Source organism: Bacteroidales bacterium (assembly GCA_013314715.1).
Taxonomy (GTDB): Bacteria; Bacteroidota; Bacteroidia; order Bacteroidales; family GWA2-32-17; genus Ch61.
On record JABUFC010000001.1, the window covers coordinates 110,683 to 131,101 of the forward strand.

The window sequence follows — 20,419 nt, forward strand, 5'->3', positions numbered from 1 at the left end:
GCTTTACACCAAATTCGGAGTATGAATTTGAAACTGATATATACTATTTTTTTGTTTAATATTTCATTTACGCTGTGTTCACAAGTAAACAAATATGGTTATCCTTTTTTAACAAATTATATATCAAGTGATTATAAATCGTCAAACGAAAATTGGTCGGTTGCTTTAAATAAAAATGGAATTATATATATTGGTAATACTTCTGGTGATATATTAGAATATGACGGTGTTACATGGAATAAAATAAAAACGATAAAAAACAAGATTATATATGCTTTAGCTACAGATTCTAATGGTATTGTTTATGTTGGTTCAGAGGGCGATTTTGGTTGTTTATTACCTAATAAACGTGGTGAGTTATTTTATCAATCGTTAGCCTCGGATATAAATGATTCCATTTTAAATGTTCAAACCTTTAGGCAAATATACGTAACAAAGAAGCAAGAAGTATATTTTTGCTCCTCAAAATACATTTATGTATTTAGTAAGGGTAAAAAAATTTCTATAAAATTGCCAGAGAATTCTTTATTTACATTTTATATTGATGGAAAATTTTATATTTCAAATGCTGACTATGGTTTATTAACATTAGGAAAAAATAATAAAATTGAAAAAATTAAAAATGTTGAAAGTCTTAAGGAGTCTTTTGTTTATTTGATGTTTAAGATTAAAAAAGACAAAATATTTATTAGTACTGGCGATCGTTTTTATTTTTTCGACCCACAAAAAAGTGAATTAAAACTTATAGAAGATAACAATTTTGTTAATAATTTTTTATTAAAATCGTTTCCTTATGCTATATCAGAAAGCGAAGAATTATTTTTTTGGGGAACCATAAAAAGTGGTTTAGCTATTACCAACTCAAAGCTTAATTTTATTCAAACAATAAGTGATTCTATTGGCTTACTTCATAATTCCATAAGTTCTGTTTTATATAATCCTAACGATCAAACGCTTTGGATTACTTCGTTGGGTGGAGTTAGTAAAATTGAATTAAATCCGTTTAACCGATTTGATGTAAAAAGTGGTTTAAAGGGAATAATATACAATATTAAACGTTTTAATGGTGTATTATATGTTGCTACCGATAATGGTTTATATAAGCAAATTTTAGAAAATAATTATTCAAGATTCATTAAAATTAACGATATAGGAAATTATATAACTTCAAGTTTATCAATTATATCTGAAAATAATAACGAAGTTTTATGGGTTGGAACTGAAAAAGGTTTGTTTGAATTTAATGATGGGAAATTTAAACTTTTATTAAAAGATGTAATAGTTGAAAGTGTTCTGCAATCGGCAAATAAAGATATTGTTTATTTAGGCACACAAAATGGTTTGGTCGTTGCCCAGCTTAAAAATAAACAATGGGAATTTAATAAAATTAAGGAATTAAAAATTTTCATTAATTCAATTGTTGAAGATAATGAGGGGGCGTGTTGGTTCGGCTCAACTAATAATGGTGTATATTCCTTTAATGTGAATAATGGAATTTTAAAACATTATACAACTAAAGATGGCTTACCTACATTAAATGATGTTTATATTTTTAAAGTAAACAAAGAAATACTTTTTGCTACATTATTTGGTATTTATTATTATGATCAAATAAAGCAAAAGTTTTTGCCATATTATAAATTTGGTCATAAGATTACTGAAAATAAACGTAAAGTTATTTTTGCCACTTCTGGTTATAATAATCAAGTATGGCTAAATATTGATAATCGTTTATTTTTGTTAAAACCTCATTATAATGAATATCTTATTGATTCAATTAGTTTTAAAAAATTGCCAGAAATGACCATATATTCGCTCTATACAGAACCGAATGGGATATGTTGGGTTGCTTCGAGTGAGGGGGTATTTTCATATAATCCTAATACACCCTTCCCGTTTAAAAAGCCTATATGTGTTTTACGACAAGTAAAGATAAATTCAATTGATTCTGTTATATTTGGTGGATATAATGGTATAAGTCAAAATAAATTAGTATTAGCATATAAACATAATAATTTAATGTTTTCGTTTGCTTGTCCCTATTTTGTTAATGAAAAACAAAATGAGTATTCGTATATTTTAGAAGGTTTTGATGAGCAATGGTCGATCTGGAGCCATGAAACAAAAGCTATTTATACCAATATTCCTGAAGGAGAATACGTGTTTAAAGTTAAGGCTCGCAATATTTATTTACAAGAAAGCAATGTGTTTGAATATAAATTTGAAATAAGACCTCCATGGTATAGAACTATTTGGGCATACATTTCTTATTTAATTGTAGGCATTTTCTTAATAGTTATTATTATTAAATTATATACTCGTAAACTCGAAGCAGATAAAATAAGATTGGAAAAGATTGTAGAAGAACGAACGGCCGAAATTGTTAAACAAAAAAACGAAATTGAAGAGAAAAATAAAGTTATTGAACAAAAAAATAAAGATATTACCGATAGTATTTATTATGCAAAAAGAATACAGGACTCTATTTTACCATCAATAGAAGCGGCAACAAATGCAGGCGTTGAATTAGGGGTTTATTTTAAACCTAAAGATATTGTAAGTGGCGATTTTTATTTTATTAGAAATATTAAACAAGCTAGTATTTTAATTGTTGCAGCGGCTGACTGTACGGGGCATGGTGTTCCTGGTGCCTTTATGAGTATGTTAGGGTCAAGCTTATTAAACGAAATTATTACTAAACCAGAAATTAACCATACTGATTTAGTTTTAAATGAACTCAGAAATGGCATAATACAAGCACTTAATCAGGAAGGAAAAGACACTGCTACAAGAGATGGTATGGACATTGCTTTAATTGCTTACGATTATAAAAATCAGATACTTGAATTTTCAGGTGCTAATAATCCGCTTTATTTGATTAGAAATAATGAATTAATTGAATATAAACCCGATAAAATGCCGGTAGGGTTATATGAAAGAGTGAAAGAATCGTTTTCAAGAATAGAAATAAATGTTGTCAAAAACGATGTGCTTTATATTTTTTCTGATGGTTTTGCCGACCAATTTGGTGGACCTAATGGAAAAAAATACATGTATAAACGCTTTAAAGATTTTTTATTGTCTATACATCATTTACCGATGAATGATCAAGCTAAACTCTTAGAAAATGAAATTCTTCAATGGCGAGGAGCGATAGAACAAATAGATGATCATATTGTTATTGGTATTCGAATAGTATAGCTTTTATTCAGGATAAGTAATCCGTGAATGGTATATATTGCGAAGACGTTTCTTAAATATTTCCTTTGTTATACTGAGTTCTTGTAAAGTAATAGGTGCATTGTCGAGTTGATGTTCATTCAGTTTATTTTCAATTATTGCATTTATTGTTTTTTCCAACGATTCATCGCTGAAATCTTTTAAACTATGTGAAGCAGCTTCGACCGAATCGGCTAACATAACTACTGCTGTTTCTTTAGTTGAAGGTATTTTTCCTTTATATTTAAAAGAATCTTGGTTAATAACTTCGCCAGGATGTTCAAGTTTATATGTTCTATAGAAGTAAAGCATTGTTGATGTTCCGTGATGTGTTTCAATAAAATCGATAATAACTTTTGGGAGTTTGTATTTTTTTGCAAATTCAACTCCATAATTAACATGTCCAGCTATGATTTCAATACTTTTATCCATTTGTAAATCTTTATGAGGATTTGGAATATGATGTTGATTCTCAGTAAAGTACTGTGGTAAATAAATTTTACCAATATCGTGATATAAGGCACCTGCTCTCACGAGTAAAGAATTTCCACCAATTTTTAAGATTACTTCTTCAGCTAAATTGGCAACCTGTAATGAGTGTTGAAAGGTGCCTGGCGCTTTTTCGGCTAAAAGTCGTAACAAAGGTTGATTCGTGTCTGATAATTCCATTAAAGTAACATCAGAAATAAAGCCAAATAGTTTCTCGAAAAGATAAATGAGTGGATAAGCCGATAAAATCATTAAACCATTACCGCCAAACCATGCAAAGGTATTCCAGTCTATTTGATTTATATTTTCAGCCTGAACAATAGCAATACCAAAATAAATGATACTATATGTAATAAAAATTACAAAAGCTGCTAAAAACAACTGTCCTCTTCTACGTACATTTGCTAATACAAAAATTGAGGCTGTTCCTGCCATAAATTGCATAAAAAGAAACTCAAAACTATTGGGTAAAAAGTAAGCTATTATTAACATTGTGATATTATGAATGAATAGTGCTAAACGTGAGTCATAAAACGATCGAATAATGATAGGCAGAAGCGTAAAGGGCACTAAATAAATATTAACAGTTTTCCAGCTAGCTACCTTTTCGGCTAACAGAATAAATAAAATCATGAGCGAGAGTATAAATGAGGTTTTGGTAAAGTGGGATAGTATATCGCGTCTGAAATGATAAAGAAATAAAAAAATCATAATTAATCCTAATGCAACTGTTAAAAATTGTCCAATAATTAAATATGGATTGTATGTATTTTTTAGAATTTCATGTTGCATCGATTCTAATATTATATATTTTTTGTTTGATATGATTTCGCCGTTGCTTATTAGTAAATCACCCTTTTGAATCAAACCTTTTGATTTTGTTATATTTTCAATTTGTTGATTTATAATTTGATTGGTTAGGGCAGAGTTGTATATTACGTTTGGATTTATGTATTTATCGATATTTAGTTGATTTAGAATTTTGGCATATCTATCTTGTAATGATTGTATGTAACGTTGTTTAGCTTTTTCTTTCGTAAGAAATGATATATTTAAAAATTCTTCGGTTGAACTATCGGTTTGAATAAAAACAGTTCTTATTTTATTGGTAGGGTTTAATAAACTATCATTATCGTTAATAATTCCAGGATGGTAGTACAATTCGAAGAGTTGAGCAAAAGCATTCGATATAAAAATATTTTTATCTTTATATGCTGAATCGTTTATAAATAATGAACTAATATCTTTTTGTAATGTTTTTTGTGCTTTTTGAAAAACAATTGTGTCATAACTATAATATAAAGGTGAATTGTTTTTAATACTATCAATTTCTTTATCAATTTCGTTTTTTGTTTTTAATATTGGAAAATCAATGGGAGCGTATAAAGTTTCATACTTCCATGGTTCTCCTTTACGGAATTCATATTTAAATCGACTTTGGTGAGGAATAATAAGCAATATTAAAAATATAGTAATAAGAAATAAAATAGTTATTACTACTCGCTTGTAGTTGCTTATGATAAAACTAAAAAAGGTTTTCATTCATTTTGTGTATGATTCTAATGGCAAAGGTATAAAAAAGAATAATAATCTATTTACTCTTATAGACTTAATAAAATAACATCTTTTTATCTTATTAAAAAAAATTACTTGGTTTGGTGGAATTTTTGAAGTCCATCATCTAAAAATTGAATAAAAGCTTCAACATCTAGATTGTAAGCTCTTGGAGGAATAATAAGGTTTCCGGAAGTGTCAAGTAAAACATAGTAAGGTTGTGCATTAACATTAAAACGGGAAATCTGAAAGTCAGCAAATTTTTTTCCAATCGATGTTTTGGTTTTCCCATCTATTTTTGAAACGATCCAATCTTCTTTGGGTAATTCTGTTTTATCGTCAACATACAGGGCAACAACGATGTAATTTTCGCGTAAACGTTTTAATACTCTAGGATCGCTCCATACATTGGCTTCCATTTCGCGGCAATTTACACAACCATGACCTGTAAAGTCGATAAATAAGGGTTTGTTTTGTTTTTTAGCGCACTGTAAAGCTTGTTCGTAATCGAAATAGCCTTTGAGACCATGCGGTAAATGCAGAAAATCGGCATATTTGGGTTTTTCGCATAATTCATTATCATGGTTTGAATTATTTATATGGGAAGAGGCATCTATAGTTTCGCGTACTATTTTTTCAAAATCAAAATCCAAGCTATTTTGTGGTGGTAAATAACCCGATAATGCCTTTAATGGTGCTCCCCACATTCCTGGCAACATGTAAATTACAAAAGAGAAGGTAATGATCGATAGTATTAAACGAGGTACTCCAATATGGTTGACATCACTATCGTGTATAAATTTTATTTTTCCTAGTAAATAAAAACCCATAAGTGTAAAAATAACGATCCAGATAGCTAAATAAATTTCTCTATCAAGTATTCCCCAGTGATAGGTCTGATCGGCAATACTTAAAAATTTTAAACCTAAAGCAAGTTCAAGAAATCCCAGAACAACTTTAACTGAATTGAGCCAGCCTCCCGATTTGGGAAGTTTAGACATGAGTGATGGGAATAAAGCAAAAATAGTAAAAGGTAATGCAAAGGCAAGTGAAAATCCAAACATGCCAATAATGGGTTCTAATACTTGACCACCAGCCGATTTAACTAATATAGCACCAACAATAGGACCTGTACATGAGAATGAAACAAGTACTAACGTGAATGCCATAAAAAATGGTCCTAAAAGTCCACCTTTTTCAGCTTTTTGGTCTGACTTATTAACTAGCCATGAAGGAAGAACGATTTCGAACATGCCAAAAAAAGAAAAAGCAAAAATTAAAAAGATTAAGAAAAAGAAAACATTGGGCAACCAGTGAGTACTCAAAAAATTGGCAAAATTCGCTCCTAAAGTAATGGCTACAATGGTTCCAATTATGGTATATATTGAAATAATGCTTATTCCATATGCAATAGCTTGAAATTTTGCCTTTCTACGATTTGTGTCGTTGTGCATAAAAAACGAAACCGTCATAGGTATCATGGGGAAAACACAAGGAGTTAAAATCGCTGCTAAGCCAGCAAGGAATGAAAATAAAAAAAACAACCAAAGCGAATCATTGTCAGAATTTTGTTCATTTTGAACAGGGGTATTGTTATTTTCAATGGAGACGTTTTCTTGCTTCGAAGCTTCATTAGTGTCTATAGGACTAATATTAGAATCGTTATTTAGAGCTATATTAGTAGTATCAATGTTAGTTTCATTTTTTTCGGGTTTTATAGGAATGCTAAAATCATATTCTTCCATCACACACATGCCATCTAATAAACAGGCCTGGTATTCAATTGAAACGTCGATATTAAAAGCTTCATTGCTTTTTATTTCAATATTTTGGTTAAATATTGCTTCTTTTTCATGATAGCTGCGTTCTGATTCCATGAGTTCATCGTATTCAACTTTGGGTTTGGGCGACTCGCTTATTCTGCCTTTTAGGATATAGAAATTATTACGTTTAAAATTGAATAATAGTGGATTTAATTTATCTTTTAGAGTGTAAAAATGCCAGTCTTTTTCGGGTTTTGCTTTAAAAATAATTTGATATTCCTTTTCAGAAATTTTTTTGGTTTCGTATGTCCATGAAACATGTTTTTTTACTTGCCCATGAGCACTAAAAACTAAAAGAATTGATACAATAGCAAATATTAACGTTCTCATGTATTATTTTTTTAAACATGCAAATATATACATATTTTATCTTAAATCGTTTTAGGCGAATTAAAAAAAAAGTTAATTAGAACTTTTGAAGTTTCAAAAAAAATAATTAAAAAATTTTGTATTTTCATCATATAAATATATATTTGTGCAAATATGTATAAATTAAACGGTATGAAATAGCCATGAGAATAAATTCACAGCAACCGAAAATGAAATTATCACTCACAAATAAGCCTTGCTCTTTATTCGAATGGCGTATTCCATGTGACCTTAATTTAAAAATTAAAAAATAATTACACATGAAAAAAAGCATTTTTTTCTTATTATTGAATTTTACCTTTATGGTTTCTTACGCACAGTTTTCTATTTATAACATATCAACTGTTTCCAATCCTTCTAATGCTAATCAATTGGTTGACAAGTTAGTAGGCACTGGTGTTACTTATTCTAATGCCACATTTTCTGGAAGCACTGCAGGAACTCAATCGGGTAATGCTGGTTTTTTTAGTGGGGGAAGTTCTTCTATTGGGATATCAAATGGAATTGTTATTTCAACGGGTAATGTTGGAAGTACAACGTGGGATTATAATAATGGTGTTTGGATTCAGTATTTTAATAATGCAACAATAACTGGTTCAAATACATATTTTGGACTATCAACAGTAACAGGCACGGGTGATGATGCTACTTTGCATTCAATTGTTAATGCTAATACTTTTGATAAAGCTGTGTTAGAGTTTGATTTTGTGCCCGAATCAAATTATATTCAATTTCGATATGTTTTTGCTTCTGAAGAATATAATGAATGGGTAAATAATATTTATAATGACGTTTTTGGTTTCTTTGTTACCAGTTTAGAGGCTGATGGTTATAATTATAGTAATAAAAATATAGCTATAGTTCCAGGAACACCTAATACTGCAGTAGCCATAAATACCATCAATAATGGACCTTGTCCTGATCCAAATAACCAACCATGGGGTAATTCTAATGGTACATGTACCAATTGTGCTTATTTTATTGATAATACTTATAATGTTAGACAAACTGAGTTTGATGGACTTACAACCGTATTAACAGCTTCATGTTATGTAACTCCATGTAAACAATATCATATGAAAATTGCTATTGCTGATGTTACAGATCCTTATTATGATTCTGGTGTATTTTTAGAAGAAAATAGTTTTATTAGCCCTATTGTGAATCAAATATCATACACTACCTCAAATCCAACGGCCGGTGGAGGGACCAATATGGTAGAAGGTTGCAGTAATGGTACGCTTACTTTTTCGTTAAGTTCTGCAACGCCAATGAACAGAAATGTGCCATTTACATTAGGTGGTAGTGCACAATTTGGAGTTGATTATTACACAATTCCCGATATATCGGGGTCATATACTCCGCCTAACAATTATTATGTTACTATTCCTGCTGGACAACAAACAACTACGCTATCGATAGTACCGGTTCAAGATGGTAGTATTGAAGCCACTGAAAATATTGATTTCGGCATTCAAACCAATTTATGCGGAACACCAATAATCAATTCGGGTACCGTTTATATTTTAGACAATTCTACACCTTTCTCCAGTTCGCTTCCACCAACGGTTGATATTTGCAATGGCAGTTCCACTACTTTAAATGCAACCATTAACGGTGGACAAACTCCTTTTACATATAGCTGGAACTCTGGACATACAACGAATCCTATAAACGTAAACCCTGGCTCAACAACTACATATATGGTTACTATAACCGATGCTTGTGGTTTAACCACTACAGCATCTTCTACTGTGAATGTGAATCCTGTTCCGTCGGCAATTCCATCGGTTACTACACAATCTATTTGTAGTGGAACAGCCACTAACATTACTATAGGTTCTAATGTCTCTGGAGCTGATTTTTCATGGATAGCAACTCCTAGTGGGAATATTACAGGTTATGCCAATGGTACGGGCAGTTTAATACAACAAACACTTGTTAATAGTGATGCAACCGCGGGTACGGTTACATATTCTATTCAAGCTACGGCTAATGGTTGTACAGGAAGCACTGCTAACGTTGTTGTAACCGTCAATCCATCGCCCACAATTACTTCTGTTGATGTAGTAAATAACTCTGTTTGTATTGGCACACCCGATGGACAAATAACTATTAATGCGAATGGTGGTACAGCTCCACTTAGCTATTCTTTGGATGGAGGAACTTTACAGGCTAATAATGTGTTTACACAAATTGGAACAGGTAGCCATAATGCATTGGTTCAAGATGCAAACGGTTGTCAAGCAACTTATAATAATATTCAAGTGAATGGAACAAGCGGACCGATAATAAATCAAGTTCAAACTACCGATCTTGCTTGTTATGGCATTAATACAGGTGTGATTACAATTGATGCAACCGGCGCTGTTCAGTACAGTATTGATAATGGTACAAATTGGCAAGTGTCAAATACATTTACTAATTTAGCTGCAGGAACTTATGCCATATTAGTTCAAGATGCTGGTCAATGTAATACTCCTTCATTAGCTGTAATACAATCACCTTCTGAAATTATGGCTAATTTTGTTAATCAAGATGAATTTTGTGGTACGCCTGGTAGTTCGCACATTGTAGTTAGTGGCGGAACACCGGGTTATTCTTATTTATGGTCAAATGGCTCAACACTTGATTCTATTTTTAATATAACTGGTGGTTCGTATTCAGTAACAGTTACTGATGCTAATAATTGTACCAAAGTATTTAATACAATAGTAGGTTCAGTTCCAGCTCCAATCATTAATGTAATCAATTCTACTAACGTATCTTGTTTTAATGGTGCCAATGGTTCAATAACAATACAAGCAACAGGTGCTCAATTTTATAGCATTGATAATGGTAATACATGGTCTTCTAACGCTGTTTTTAATAATTTACCTACTGGTACTTATCAAGTTATTGTGCGTGATGCCAATGGATGTACGGATTATGATGTTATTACCTTAACATCGCCATCAGCAATGACTGCTGAAATAACTGCCGATCCTGAAGTCTGTGGTGCTCCCGGTGGTGCTTCTGTTAATATTACCGGTGGTACCGCTCCTTATACTTACTTATGGACAACAGGCGATACTACTTCAGCTATTCATGGCATTTACCATGGAAACTATACCGTTACAGTAACGGATGCTAATGGTTGTACGGCTCAATTCAATGCAAACGTAGCATATCAAGGCGGAAATATTCAATTGAATTATACGACCACCAATGTAGCATGTAATGGTGATTCAACAGGTTCAATACAATTAAGTATTTTAAATATTACCCCACCATATTTAGTTAATTGGTCGCATACATCCGATACAAGCCTTATTCAAAATCATTTACCAGCTGGGGCGTATAACGTAACGGTATCTGATACATATGGTTGCACATCAGTGGCTACCATTCCTATAGCCGAACCTGCTGCTCTTAATTTAAATTTGAATATTACTCATCCTGCTTGTTATAACTCCAATGATGGTCAAATAACTGCAAATGTAAATGGAGGGGTAAGTCCTTATTCGTATAGTTGGTCGATAGGTGGTAGTGGAAGTACTATATCACCGCTGGCAGCTGGAGTATATCACCTCACTATAACCGATGCCAATCAATGTAGTGTTGTTGCTAATGATATTCAGCTTTCTAATCCACCACAATTAATCGTCTCTACTCAAGCTCAAAATCCATTATGTTACAATGGTAACGAAGGAATTATAGTTGCTGTGGCTAATGGTGGCACGCCTCCGTATCAATACCAATGGATAGGTGGAGTTGATAATGACACATTAACACAAGCAGCAAGCGGAACATATGTTGTAACCGTTGTAGATGCTCATTATTGTACCGCTACATCTAGTGCTACTTTATATAATCCTCCTGCCATGACTTTGATGTCCCAAACTCAAGTTATAAATCATATTGGTAGTATAGATATTACAGTACAAGGAGGTTTATTACCCTACACTTATTTGTGGTCAAATGGTGCTACATCCGAAGATTTAACGAATTTAGGAGGCGGAACCTATATCGTTACTGTTTCGGATGCTCATCATTGTTTATTAGTTGATACTTTTTACATAGACATTCCGCTTGAAATACCTAATGTAATAACACCTAATAATGATGGTAAAAATGATGATTTTGAAATTATTGGGGTTCAAGGATATGAAAAAGTTTCTATTGAAATATATGGGCGTTGGGGTGATAAATTATTCGATTTTAAAGGCACTGGTTTAGAATATGTGAATAAATCTAATAGATGGAATGGTAAACATAATGGTAAAGACTTGCCAATGGGCTCTTATATATATATTATTAAATTAAATGATGATGATCCTATAACGGGAGTTGTATCCATTGTAAGATAATTAAAATATGAACTTATAAAAATAAAAATATGAAAAGATTGATTTTCTTTTTGTTAGGAAGTTTTTGGTTTGCAGCAAATGCTCAACAGCTTCCTTTGTATTCTCAGTATATGATGAATGCTTTTTTGTTAAATCCTGCAATAGCTGGTAGTGTAGATTATTTTCCAGTACGTTTAACTGCTCGCCAACAATGGGTAGGTATTAATGATGCTCCTTCTACGCAAGCGTTAAGTGCTCATTATTTATTTGAATATCAAAAATTGGGTGTGGGTGGATATGTTTTTAACGATAAATTTGGTCCAATGAGCCGCATTGGTATACAGGCTTGTGCATCGTATCATTTACCACTTACAGGCATTAATTCAAAATTGGGGATTGGCTTAGCTTTAAAAGCATTTCAGTTTAAATTTGATGAATCGAAATTTAAAGCCATTGATGATGCAGATCCAGCATTGTCTTACTCTACAATAACAAAATTTGTTCCTGATGCTGATTTCGGAATCTATTTATACAACGACAAATATTTTGTTGGAGTTTCGGCCACACAATTAGTTCAACTTAATATTGATTTCGGCGATAGCAGTGTAGATAAAAATGCCATTATTCGTCATTACTATGCAATGGGAGGATATAAATTTGTATTAAACGATGATTTTGAAGTGGAGCCTTCCTTATTGTTTAAAGGCACTATGCAAACACCCTGGCAAATCGATTTTAATGTTAAAGGATATTATAAACGAATGTATTGGCTTGGTGTTTCATATCGTTCAAGTAAAGATATAGTGGCTATGCTTGGGGTAAAGGTAAAAAAATATTATTTGGGTTATGCTTTTGATTATACTATGAGTAACATTAAACGTTATACCAGTGGTAGTCACGAAATTCTTATCGGTATTAATATTACAGAAGGCAAAAACCGAGGTTCTAAATTGTTATAATGCATAGAAAATAATATTAAAGGCTGTCATTTGAATCGACAGCCTTTTTTTTTACCTTTACGGCATGAATAGCATACAAGGTCCCATAGGTGTTTTTGATTCCGGTTATGGGGGGTTAACGGTTTTAAAATCGTTTAAACAATTTTTACCTCAATATGATTTTATCTATTTGGGCGATAATGCTCGTGCACCTTATGGAAGTCGTTCGTTTGAAGTTATTTTAGAATATTCACTCGAAGCCGTATTATGGCTTTTTAAACAAGGTTGTCCGCTTATTATTTTTGCTTGTAATACCGCATCGGCAAAAGCTTTACGAACCATTCAACAACGGTATCTGCCTCAAATAGATAATACCAAACGCGTGTTAGGTGTTATTCGTCCAACGGTTGAAGCGATTGGAAATTATACACAAACAAAAAAAGTCGGGATTTTAGGTACCATTGGTACCATAGTATCAGAATCTTATCCAATTGAAATTAAAAAGTTATATCCAGAAATTACAACCTACCAACATGCCTGTCCTTTATGGGTGCCAATTGTAGAACACGAGGAAATGAATACGCCCGGTGCCGATTATTTTATCGAAAAAGATATTCGAGCCTTATTAAGTCAAGATAGCGGTATAGATACCATTATTTTGGGATGTACACATTATCCTTTATTACTACCTACTATTGAACGTTTTGTTCCCGAAGGAGTAAAAATTATTTCTCAAGATGTTATTGTTGCTCAAAGCTTGAAAGATTATTTGAAACGTCATCCCGAAATAGAGACACGTTGTACAAAAACTGGAACAACTACTTTTTATACTACTGATAACGAAGAATTATTTAATAAAAGAGCTAATATTTTTTTTGGCGAAGAAGTAAATGCTCAAAAGGTTATTCATTTAAATATATAAAATTTGACCCATAATTTAAAGCTTTTATATACAATTCGTCTTTTATACTTTAAACTTTTTCTGTTATCTTTGTAAAAGAAAAAAAACACCACCATGAATCAACAAGTAAATATAGAAACTGCAAAAGAATTAGGTATTTTACCCGAAGAGTTTGAAATGATAAAAAAAGTTTTAGGTAGAGTTCCAAACTTTACTGAATTAAGTATATATTCTGTAATGTGGTCAGAACATGCATCCTATAAGAACTCTATAAAATGGTTAAAAACATTACCTCGTAAGGGCGAGTATTTATTAGCTGAAGCAGGAAGCGAAAATGCAGGCTTGGTAAATTTAGGTAATGGCTTGGCTTGTGCTTTTAAAATAGAATCACATAATCATCCATCGGCTGTTGAACCCTATCAGGGAGCAGCAACTGGAGTAGGTGGCATCAATCGTGATATTTTTACAATGGGAGCTCGACCCATTGCTCAATTAAACTCTTTGCGTTTTGGAAACTTAAAACTTGATCGAACCAAATGGTTGTTAAAAGGAGTAGTAAAAGGAATTGGCGATTATGGAAATTCTTTTGGCGTGCCCGTAGTTGGAGGCGAAGTATATTTTGATGAATGCTACAATTACAATCCATTAGTAAATGCCATGTCGGTTGGTATTGTTGAAACTAATAAAATTATATCGGCAACAGCCAAAGGCGTAGGAAACCCTGTATACATTGTTGGCTCTTCTACAGGTAAAGATGGGATACACGGTGCTACTTTTGCAAGTGCTGATTTGCATGAGAAATCTGCTGACGATATTCCAAGTGTACAAGTTGGCGACCCCTTTATGGAAAAACTTTTATTAGAAGCCACACTCGAACTTAATGAAAATGGTTTAATTGTTGGTATGCAAGACATGGGCGCTGCTGGTATTATTTGCTCCACATCGGAAATGTCGGCTCGTGGTAAGTGTGGTATGAAAATAGATCTATCTAAAGTGCCACTTCGTCAACAAAATATGGAACCATGGGAAATACTTCTTTCAGAATCGCAAGAACGAATGTTAGTTGTTGTTGAAAAGGGCAACGAAGCTAAAGTAGAGCAAATACTTCAAAAATGGGATTTACATTATGCTATTATTGGTGAGGTAATTGATGAAGATAAATTGTATTTTTATTTCAATAACCAACTAGTGGCAGAAGTACCAGCAGAATCGCTTGTTCTAGGAGGTGGCGCCCCGGTATATGATAGAGCGTACAAAGAACCAGATTACTTAAAACAATTAAGTAGTTTTAATATTGATGATATTGATATACCAGAAAATTTAGTTGAAGTGGCTAAACAAATAACTCAAATTCCTACTATAGCTTCAAAACGCTGGATATACGAACAATACGATACCATGGTTAGGACCGTAAATATGACGACTAACTTACCTGCTGATGCTGGAATCGTTAATATTAAAGGTACCAATATCGCATTGACATTGACGGTTGATTGTAACTCTCGATATGTATATGCTAATCCGCAAGAGGGAACGGCTATGGCAGTGGCCGAAGCTGCCCGAAATATTGTATGCGCTGGTGGAAAACCTATCGCTATTACAAATTGTTTAAACTTTGGTAATCCTTATAATCCCGAAGTATATTGGCAATTTGTCGAAGCTATCAAAGGAATGTCTAAAGCTTGTAAAAAGTTTGAAACTCCCGTTACAGGTGGAAATGTTAGTTTCTATAATCAAACTGCTATCGACGGTAAAATAGAACCCATATTCCCAACTCCGGTTATTGGTATGCTGGGAGTTATGGATAAGAAAAACCAGATGTCGTTAGCATTTGAGCGTAAAGGCGATATGATATACCTAATAGGCCCTTCGAAAAACGATATTGCATCGTCGCAATATTTAATTCATTATCATGGAGTAGAAAAATCGCCTGCACCTTATTTTGACATTGAAGAAGAATATAAGTTGCAACAAATTATAATGGAATTAATTGAACATAGAATGATATGTTCGGCTCACGATGTTTCAGAAGGAGGATTATTTATTACATTACTTGAATCGTCTATTCCCAATCAATTAGGTTTTGATATAACTACAGATAGCGAAATTCGCGAAGATGCCTTTTTATTTGGTGAAAGTCAAAGCAGGGTAGTCGTATCGGTTTGTCCATCGCGTGAAGATGCTTTTATCGATTTTATGGTAAAACAAAATTTCCCCTTTATCACTCTTGGGCATGTTACAAAAGGTGAATTGCGTATTGACGATGTATCGTACGGATTTATCAAAGATTATACACAATTATATAATAATGCAATTGAGAAAATCATGAACGCATAGCCATGATGCTCGATAAATCGAACGAAAAAATTGGAGCTATGTTTGATAATATAGCCCCAACTTACGATACGCTGAATCATATCTTATCATTTAATGCAGATAAAAAATGGCGAAAAAAAGCAGTAGATGAGCTATTGTCTAATAGACCTACTACAATATTAGATGTAGCAACTGGTACAGGCGATATGATTATAGAAATAGCTAACAGAGGCAATTTTAACATAATAGGAATTGATATATCTACGAAGATGCTAGCCATAGCAAAAGAAAAACATCAATTTTTACAATTAAAGAATATACAATATATAGAATCGGCTGCTGAATCAATTCCTATTAGCGATGCTTATTTTGATGCAGCAAGTGTCGCTTTTGGCGTTCGAAATTTTGAAAATTTACCCAAAGGATTAGCCGAAATTTATCGAGTGTTGCGTGTTGGTGGAGTATTGGTTGTATTGGAGTTTATTAAGCCCAATAACAAATTAACACGTGTCTTTTTGAGGTGGTATTTAAAATATATATTGCCTTTTATAGCTTATCTTATTTCAAAAAATCGCGATGCTTATAAATATTTAGCACAGAGTATCGATGAGTTTTATACTAAAGACAATTTTCAGCAAATATGCCAACATGCTGGTTTTAAAATTTTAAAAACAAAAGTATTGTTTATGGGTTTAGTTGCTATTTTTGTATTAAAAAAATAAAAAGATATTTTTCCCGTTATAGGAGCATGAAATTTAAATTATTACTCATATTATTTATATTTTGTTTAATACATATATCTGTTAAGTCGCAAAAAGAATCGACAGCACCTACTAATTTGCCCAAATATGATGTAATTCCATTGCATTTTGGCATGTCTTTAGGTTTTAATTATATGGATTTTACTATTCACAATTCTTCTGCTTTTTGGTTACTCGATTCTGTTTATTCAGTAGAAAATATCCCTCAAGTTGGTTTAAATATAAATATTGTATCGAATTATAATATTCCATTTTCAAATTTTTCGATTCGTTTTTTGCCTGGACTTAATTTAGGTCAGCGAAATTTAGAATATTGGGTTAAAAAAGATACAACATTTTACACACATACTATGAAAATAGAATCAACCTTTCTCGATTTCCCTTTATTGTTAGAATATAAAGGTGCGCGTATAAATAATTTTCGTCCTTATTTAATAGCTGGTGGAAGTATAAAAGTAGATTTGGCATCGCAAAAACGTATTCGCGATGATGAGCGACCCAAGATTAGACTTGGTCGCTGGAGCTATTATTATGAATTAGGCTTTGGCACAGATTTTTTTTTAGAATACTTTAAGTTTGCAATGGAACTTAAGTATGTGGTTGGTTTAAATAATGTTCTTGTACCTGATAATACGCAGTTTACAAAGGCTATTGAACGTATGAATAGCAAAATGCTTATGCTTTCGTTTACATTTGAAGGTAGCGATATTCGGATATTTAAATTTGGAAAACGTAAAGGAAAATAATTTAACTTGATTCAAAAAGTTACCATAATTATTTCGCCCGCTGATGCTAAAAACGATAATAAAATAATAAATTATTTAGCTCAGCAATTGAAAATAAATTCTAAACGAATTGTTTTTATACAATTGATTAAGCGTTCGATTGATGCTCGCAATGCACAGGTAAAATTACAGTTAACCTATTTAGTTCATATCGATAAGTTTGAGGTCATAAAAGAAAATGAAGCTTTTATACCTCAAAAATTAAAAAAAGATAAATCGGTTATAATAATAGGCTCGGGACCTGCTGGTTTGTTTGCTGCTTTGCGTTTAATTATGTTAGGAATTAAGCCCATTGTTTTTGAACAAGGAAACGATGTGCATCAACGCAAACGCGATATTGCTCAAATGTATCGGATCAATGAAGTAAATGAGCAATCGAATTATTGTTTTGGTGAGGGTGGAGCTGGGACTTTTTCAGATGGAAAGCTTTATACTCGTTCGTCAAAGCGTGGAGATATTGAATGGTTTTTAAAATTGTTGATACAAGCTGGTGCTTCGACTAATATTGCTATCGATGCTCATCCACATATTGGTAGTGATAAATTGCCGGCAATTGTAGAAAATCTTCGCAAATGGATAATACAATCGGGTGGGGAAGTACATTTTGCCTCAAAAGTTAATCGACTCATTGTTAATAATGGTATTTGCAAGGGTGTTGAAGTTAATGGTGATGAAACTATTTATGCCAATGCTGTTATACTAGCAACGGGGCATTCGTCGCATGACGTATATAAAATGCTTGATGAATTAGGAGTTGAGCTTTTGCCAAAAGGTTTTGCTTTAGGGGTTCGTATTGAACATCCACAAAAATTGATAAATACGATTCAATATCATGATGAAAAATATATAAAGTATTTACCTGCTGCAGAATATAAAGTTGTAGAACAGGTAAATGAGCGAGGCGTTTATTCTTTTTGTATGTGCCCAGGGGGTATGGTTGTTCCTGCTTCAACTCAAAAAGGGTTGACGGTAGTAAATGGAATGTCGGCTTCGCATAGAGGTTCGCCATTTGCTAATAGCGGTTTTGTTGTAGAAATACGTCCAGAAGATATTGCTAAACAGGCTACTGCGGCTGATATGTTAGCATTTCAGTTGGCAATTGAAAAAAAAGCTTATCAAATGGTTGAAAATGGCTTAAAAGCCCCAGCACAGCGAATAGTCGATTTTATGCAAGGCAGAGTATCTGATCATTTGCCGACTACATCGTATATTCCGGGTCTAGTTTCATCGCCTATGCACCAATGGCTCCCTATTTTTATAGTAGAACGATTAAAGGGAGCATTCAAGAAATTGCAATACCGAATGAAAGGATTTATTGATGCTGAAGCTATTATGATTGGTGTAGAAAGTCGTACCAGTTCGCCTGTTCGTATTCCACGAAATCTTGATACTTATGAACAATTGCAAATAAAAGGCTTATACCCTTGTGGCGAAGGAGCCGGTTATGCAGGAGGAATTACGTCGTCTGCTTTTGATGGGGTAGCTGTTGCTGAAGTTATTGCACAAAAATGGTGAATCCAATTATCTAAAATTAATAATTTAAAGAACGTTGCAAAAATCCAAACATTTAAAAAATTACAGAGGAAAAATAATAAAAAACTTATTTGCTGTTTATTGAAATTTGTTTTATTTTTGTATAGTTAACATCTGTAATGCTTTTCAGGTATTATATACAAGCTCTTTTTAGCTTACAAAAACTGTAAGTGAAAGGGCGGAGCTGTAGAATAAAATGAGCAAAAATAGTTTACAAAAAATTAAATCGCCTTTTAATGATTTGTAATTTATCTTTTATATTTGTAAAAAAATAAAACGCTACATTATAGCGCTTATACATCCAAATATGGAAATAAGGCGCAATAAAGTAGCGCATATAAACGAGTTATATTTCATTGCTCGTATTCACAAGTATTAGTGTTTCATATTAGCTGAGTTTATTTTTTTAGCATATCATAAAATTATCACCTCAGAAGCTTTTTCGAGCAAAAATACTTTTCACACGCTTTGTCATGAAATTTGTACGGGCATGAAAACAAAAAAATGGGCAACAAAATAAACGTTCTACGAAATAAACCACTTTATTGAGCTTATTGGAGAAAGGGAGCAATACAAATTTCCATGCCAAAGCTTACTTAACAGCATACTTCGCAACACAAACATAACAGCCGCTTGGTAGCATTTTTTAGTTTATTTTCAATAACACTTGGATATTATAAATAAATGTTTTAACTTTGTCGAGCAACGTTCATAAAAACGCTACCAAGCGGCGGAACGTTGGCAGCAATGGTAACGGACGACACTACCAAGACCAAACGGACAGAAAAAACGAGCAGACAATGACACAAGACAAAGATTTAATTTTTGCCCAACACACATTTTTTTGTTTTTCTGCCACCGCACAAGTGGCACATTTGGTTTTGCCCGACACACAACGCCAACGCTTCGCAAAACCAAAAGAGCCACTTTTTCCCTATCGAACTTAGACAGCGTTTTAAATTTTTAAGTATCTTTACCAGCGAATGAAGTGTTTTTTAATCATATTCAGTGTTTATTTCTTGGCATTATCGCTAATGCCTTGTACTGATGCACTCGGTATGAATGCCCCCAATACTTCAAAAACAGAAATTACTAAAACGCACAATGGCGATGCAGAACATAACGATTTTTGCAGTCCGTTTTGTATTTGTAGTTGTTGTAATACCCCTGTTAATATAACCTTTGATTCGTTTAGCATAAAGGTAAATAAACCTGTCGCAACTTCACTTAAAATACCCGTTTTTAATTTCTTTTTCGCTTCCAATTACTACGGAAGCATTTGGCAACCGCCATAAATCAGTTAATGAATTTATGATGTTCTGTAACGCAGAACAAAACAGAATTATTTACGGTGCTTACGCACCGCAAATAATCGTGTATTCATTCATTAAACTGATTAAAAA

11 protein-coding genes are annotated in these 20,419 nt (G+C 32.7%); 9 read left to right on the plus strand and 2 right to left on the minus strand.

What is annotated here, in order from left to right:
- Positions 1-21 precede the first annotated feature (21 nt).
- On the plus strand, positions 22-3,201 hold the full coding sequence (locus HPY79_00415) for a SpoIIE family protein phosphatase (protein ID NSW44283.1): 3,180 nt from the start codon (positions 22-24) through the stop codon (positions 3,199-3,201).
- A gap of 3 nt (positions 3,202-3,204) precedes the next feature.
- Here the strand turns inward: HPY79_00415 and HPY79_00420 are convergent, their stop codons facing one another.
- Together HPY79_00420 and HPY79_00425 are read right to left on the minus strand one after the other, a co-directional pair.
- A complete protein-coding gene (locus tag HPY79_00420; GenBank protein NSW44284.1) occupies positions 3,205-5,250 on the minus strand; it encodes an HDIG domain-containing protein in 2,046 nt (681 codons plus the stop codon).
- 104 nt (positions 5,251-5,354) lie between these two features.
- Positions 5,355-7,415, minus strand: coding sequence for a thioredoxin family protein (locus HPY79_00425; GenBank protein ID NSW44285.1), 2,061 nt, complete (start codon positions 7,413-7,415; stop codon positions 5,355-5,357).
- A 299-nt stretch (positions 7,416-7,714) separates the two neighbouring features.
- Here HPY79_00425 and HPY79_00430 point away from each other — a divergent pair, with 299 nt between their 5' ends.
- From HPY79_00430 to HPY79_00465, 8 genes are all read left to right on the plus strand, one after another.
- The gene (locus HPY79_00430; protein NSW44286.1) at positions 7,715-11,803 is read left to right on the plus strand and encodes a gliding motility-associated C-terminal domain-containing protein; all 4,089 of its coding nucleotides are present in this window, start codon (positions 7,715-7,717) and stop codon (positions 11,801-11,803) included.
- Positions 11,804-11,832: 29 nt separating this feature from the next.
- Entirely contained in the window at positions 11,833-12,741 is a 909-nt protein-coding gene (locus HPY79_00435; GenBank protein NSW44287.1) for a type IX secretion system membrane protein PorP/SprF, read from the plus strand.
- A gap of 64 nt (positions 12,742-12,805) precedes the next feature.
- A complete protein-coding gene (gene murI, locus HPY79_00440; GenBank protein NSW44288.1) occupies positions 12,806-13,642 on the plus strand; it encodes a glutamate racemase in 837 nt (278 codons plus the stop codon).
- Between the two features lie 93 nt (positions 13,643-13,735).
- Positions 13,736-15,958: a phosphoribosylformylglycinamidine synthase subunit PurL gene (gene purL / locus HPY79_00445; protein NSW44289.1), complete on the plus strand. Its 2,223-nt coding sequence runs from the start codon at positions 13,736-13,738 to the stop codon at positions 15,956-15,958.
- Between the two features lie 2 nt (positions 15,959-15,960).
- Positions 15,961-16,659, plus strand: a complete 699-nt coding sequence (gene ubiE, locus HPY79_00450) for a bifunctional demethylmenaquinone methyltransferase/2-methoxy-6-polyprenyl-1,4-benzoquinol methylase UbiE (GenBank protein NSW44290.1) — start codon at positions 15,961-15,963, stop codon at positions 16,657-16,659.
- A gap of 26 nt (positions 16,660-16,685) precedes the next feature.
- The gene (locus tag HPY79_00455) at positions 16,686-17,444 is read left to right on the plus strand and encodes a PorT family protein (GenBank protein ID NSW44291.1); all 759 of its coding nucleotides are present in this window, start codon (positions 16,686-16,688) and stop codon (positions 17,442-17,444) included.
- Between the two features lie 6 nt (positions 17,445-17,450).
- Entirely contained in the window at positions 17,451-18,998 is a 1,548-nt protein-coding gene (locus tag HPY79_00460) for an FAD-binding protein (protein NSW44292.1), read from the plus strand.
- Positions 18,999-19,999: 1,001 nt separating this feature from the next.
- Positions 20,000-20,311 (plus strand): hypothetical protein, encoded by a 312-nt coding sequence (locus tag HPY79_00465; GenBank protein ID NSW44293.1) that lies wholly within the window; start codon positions 20,000-20,002, stop codon positions 20,309-20,311.
- Positions 20,312-20,419: the final 108 nt, after the last annotated feature.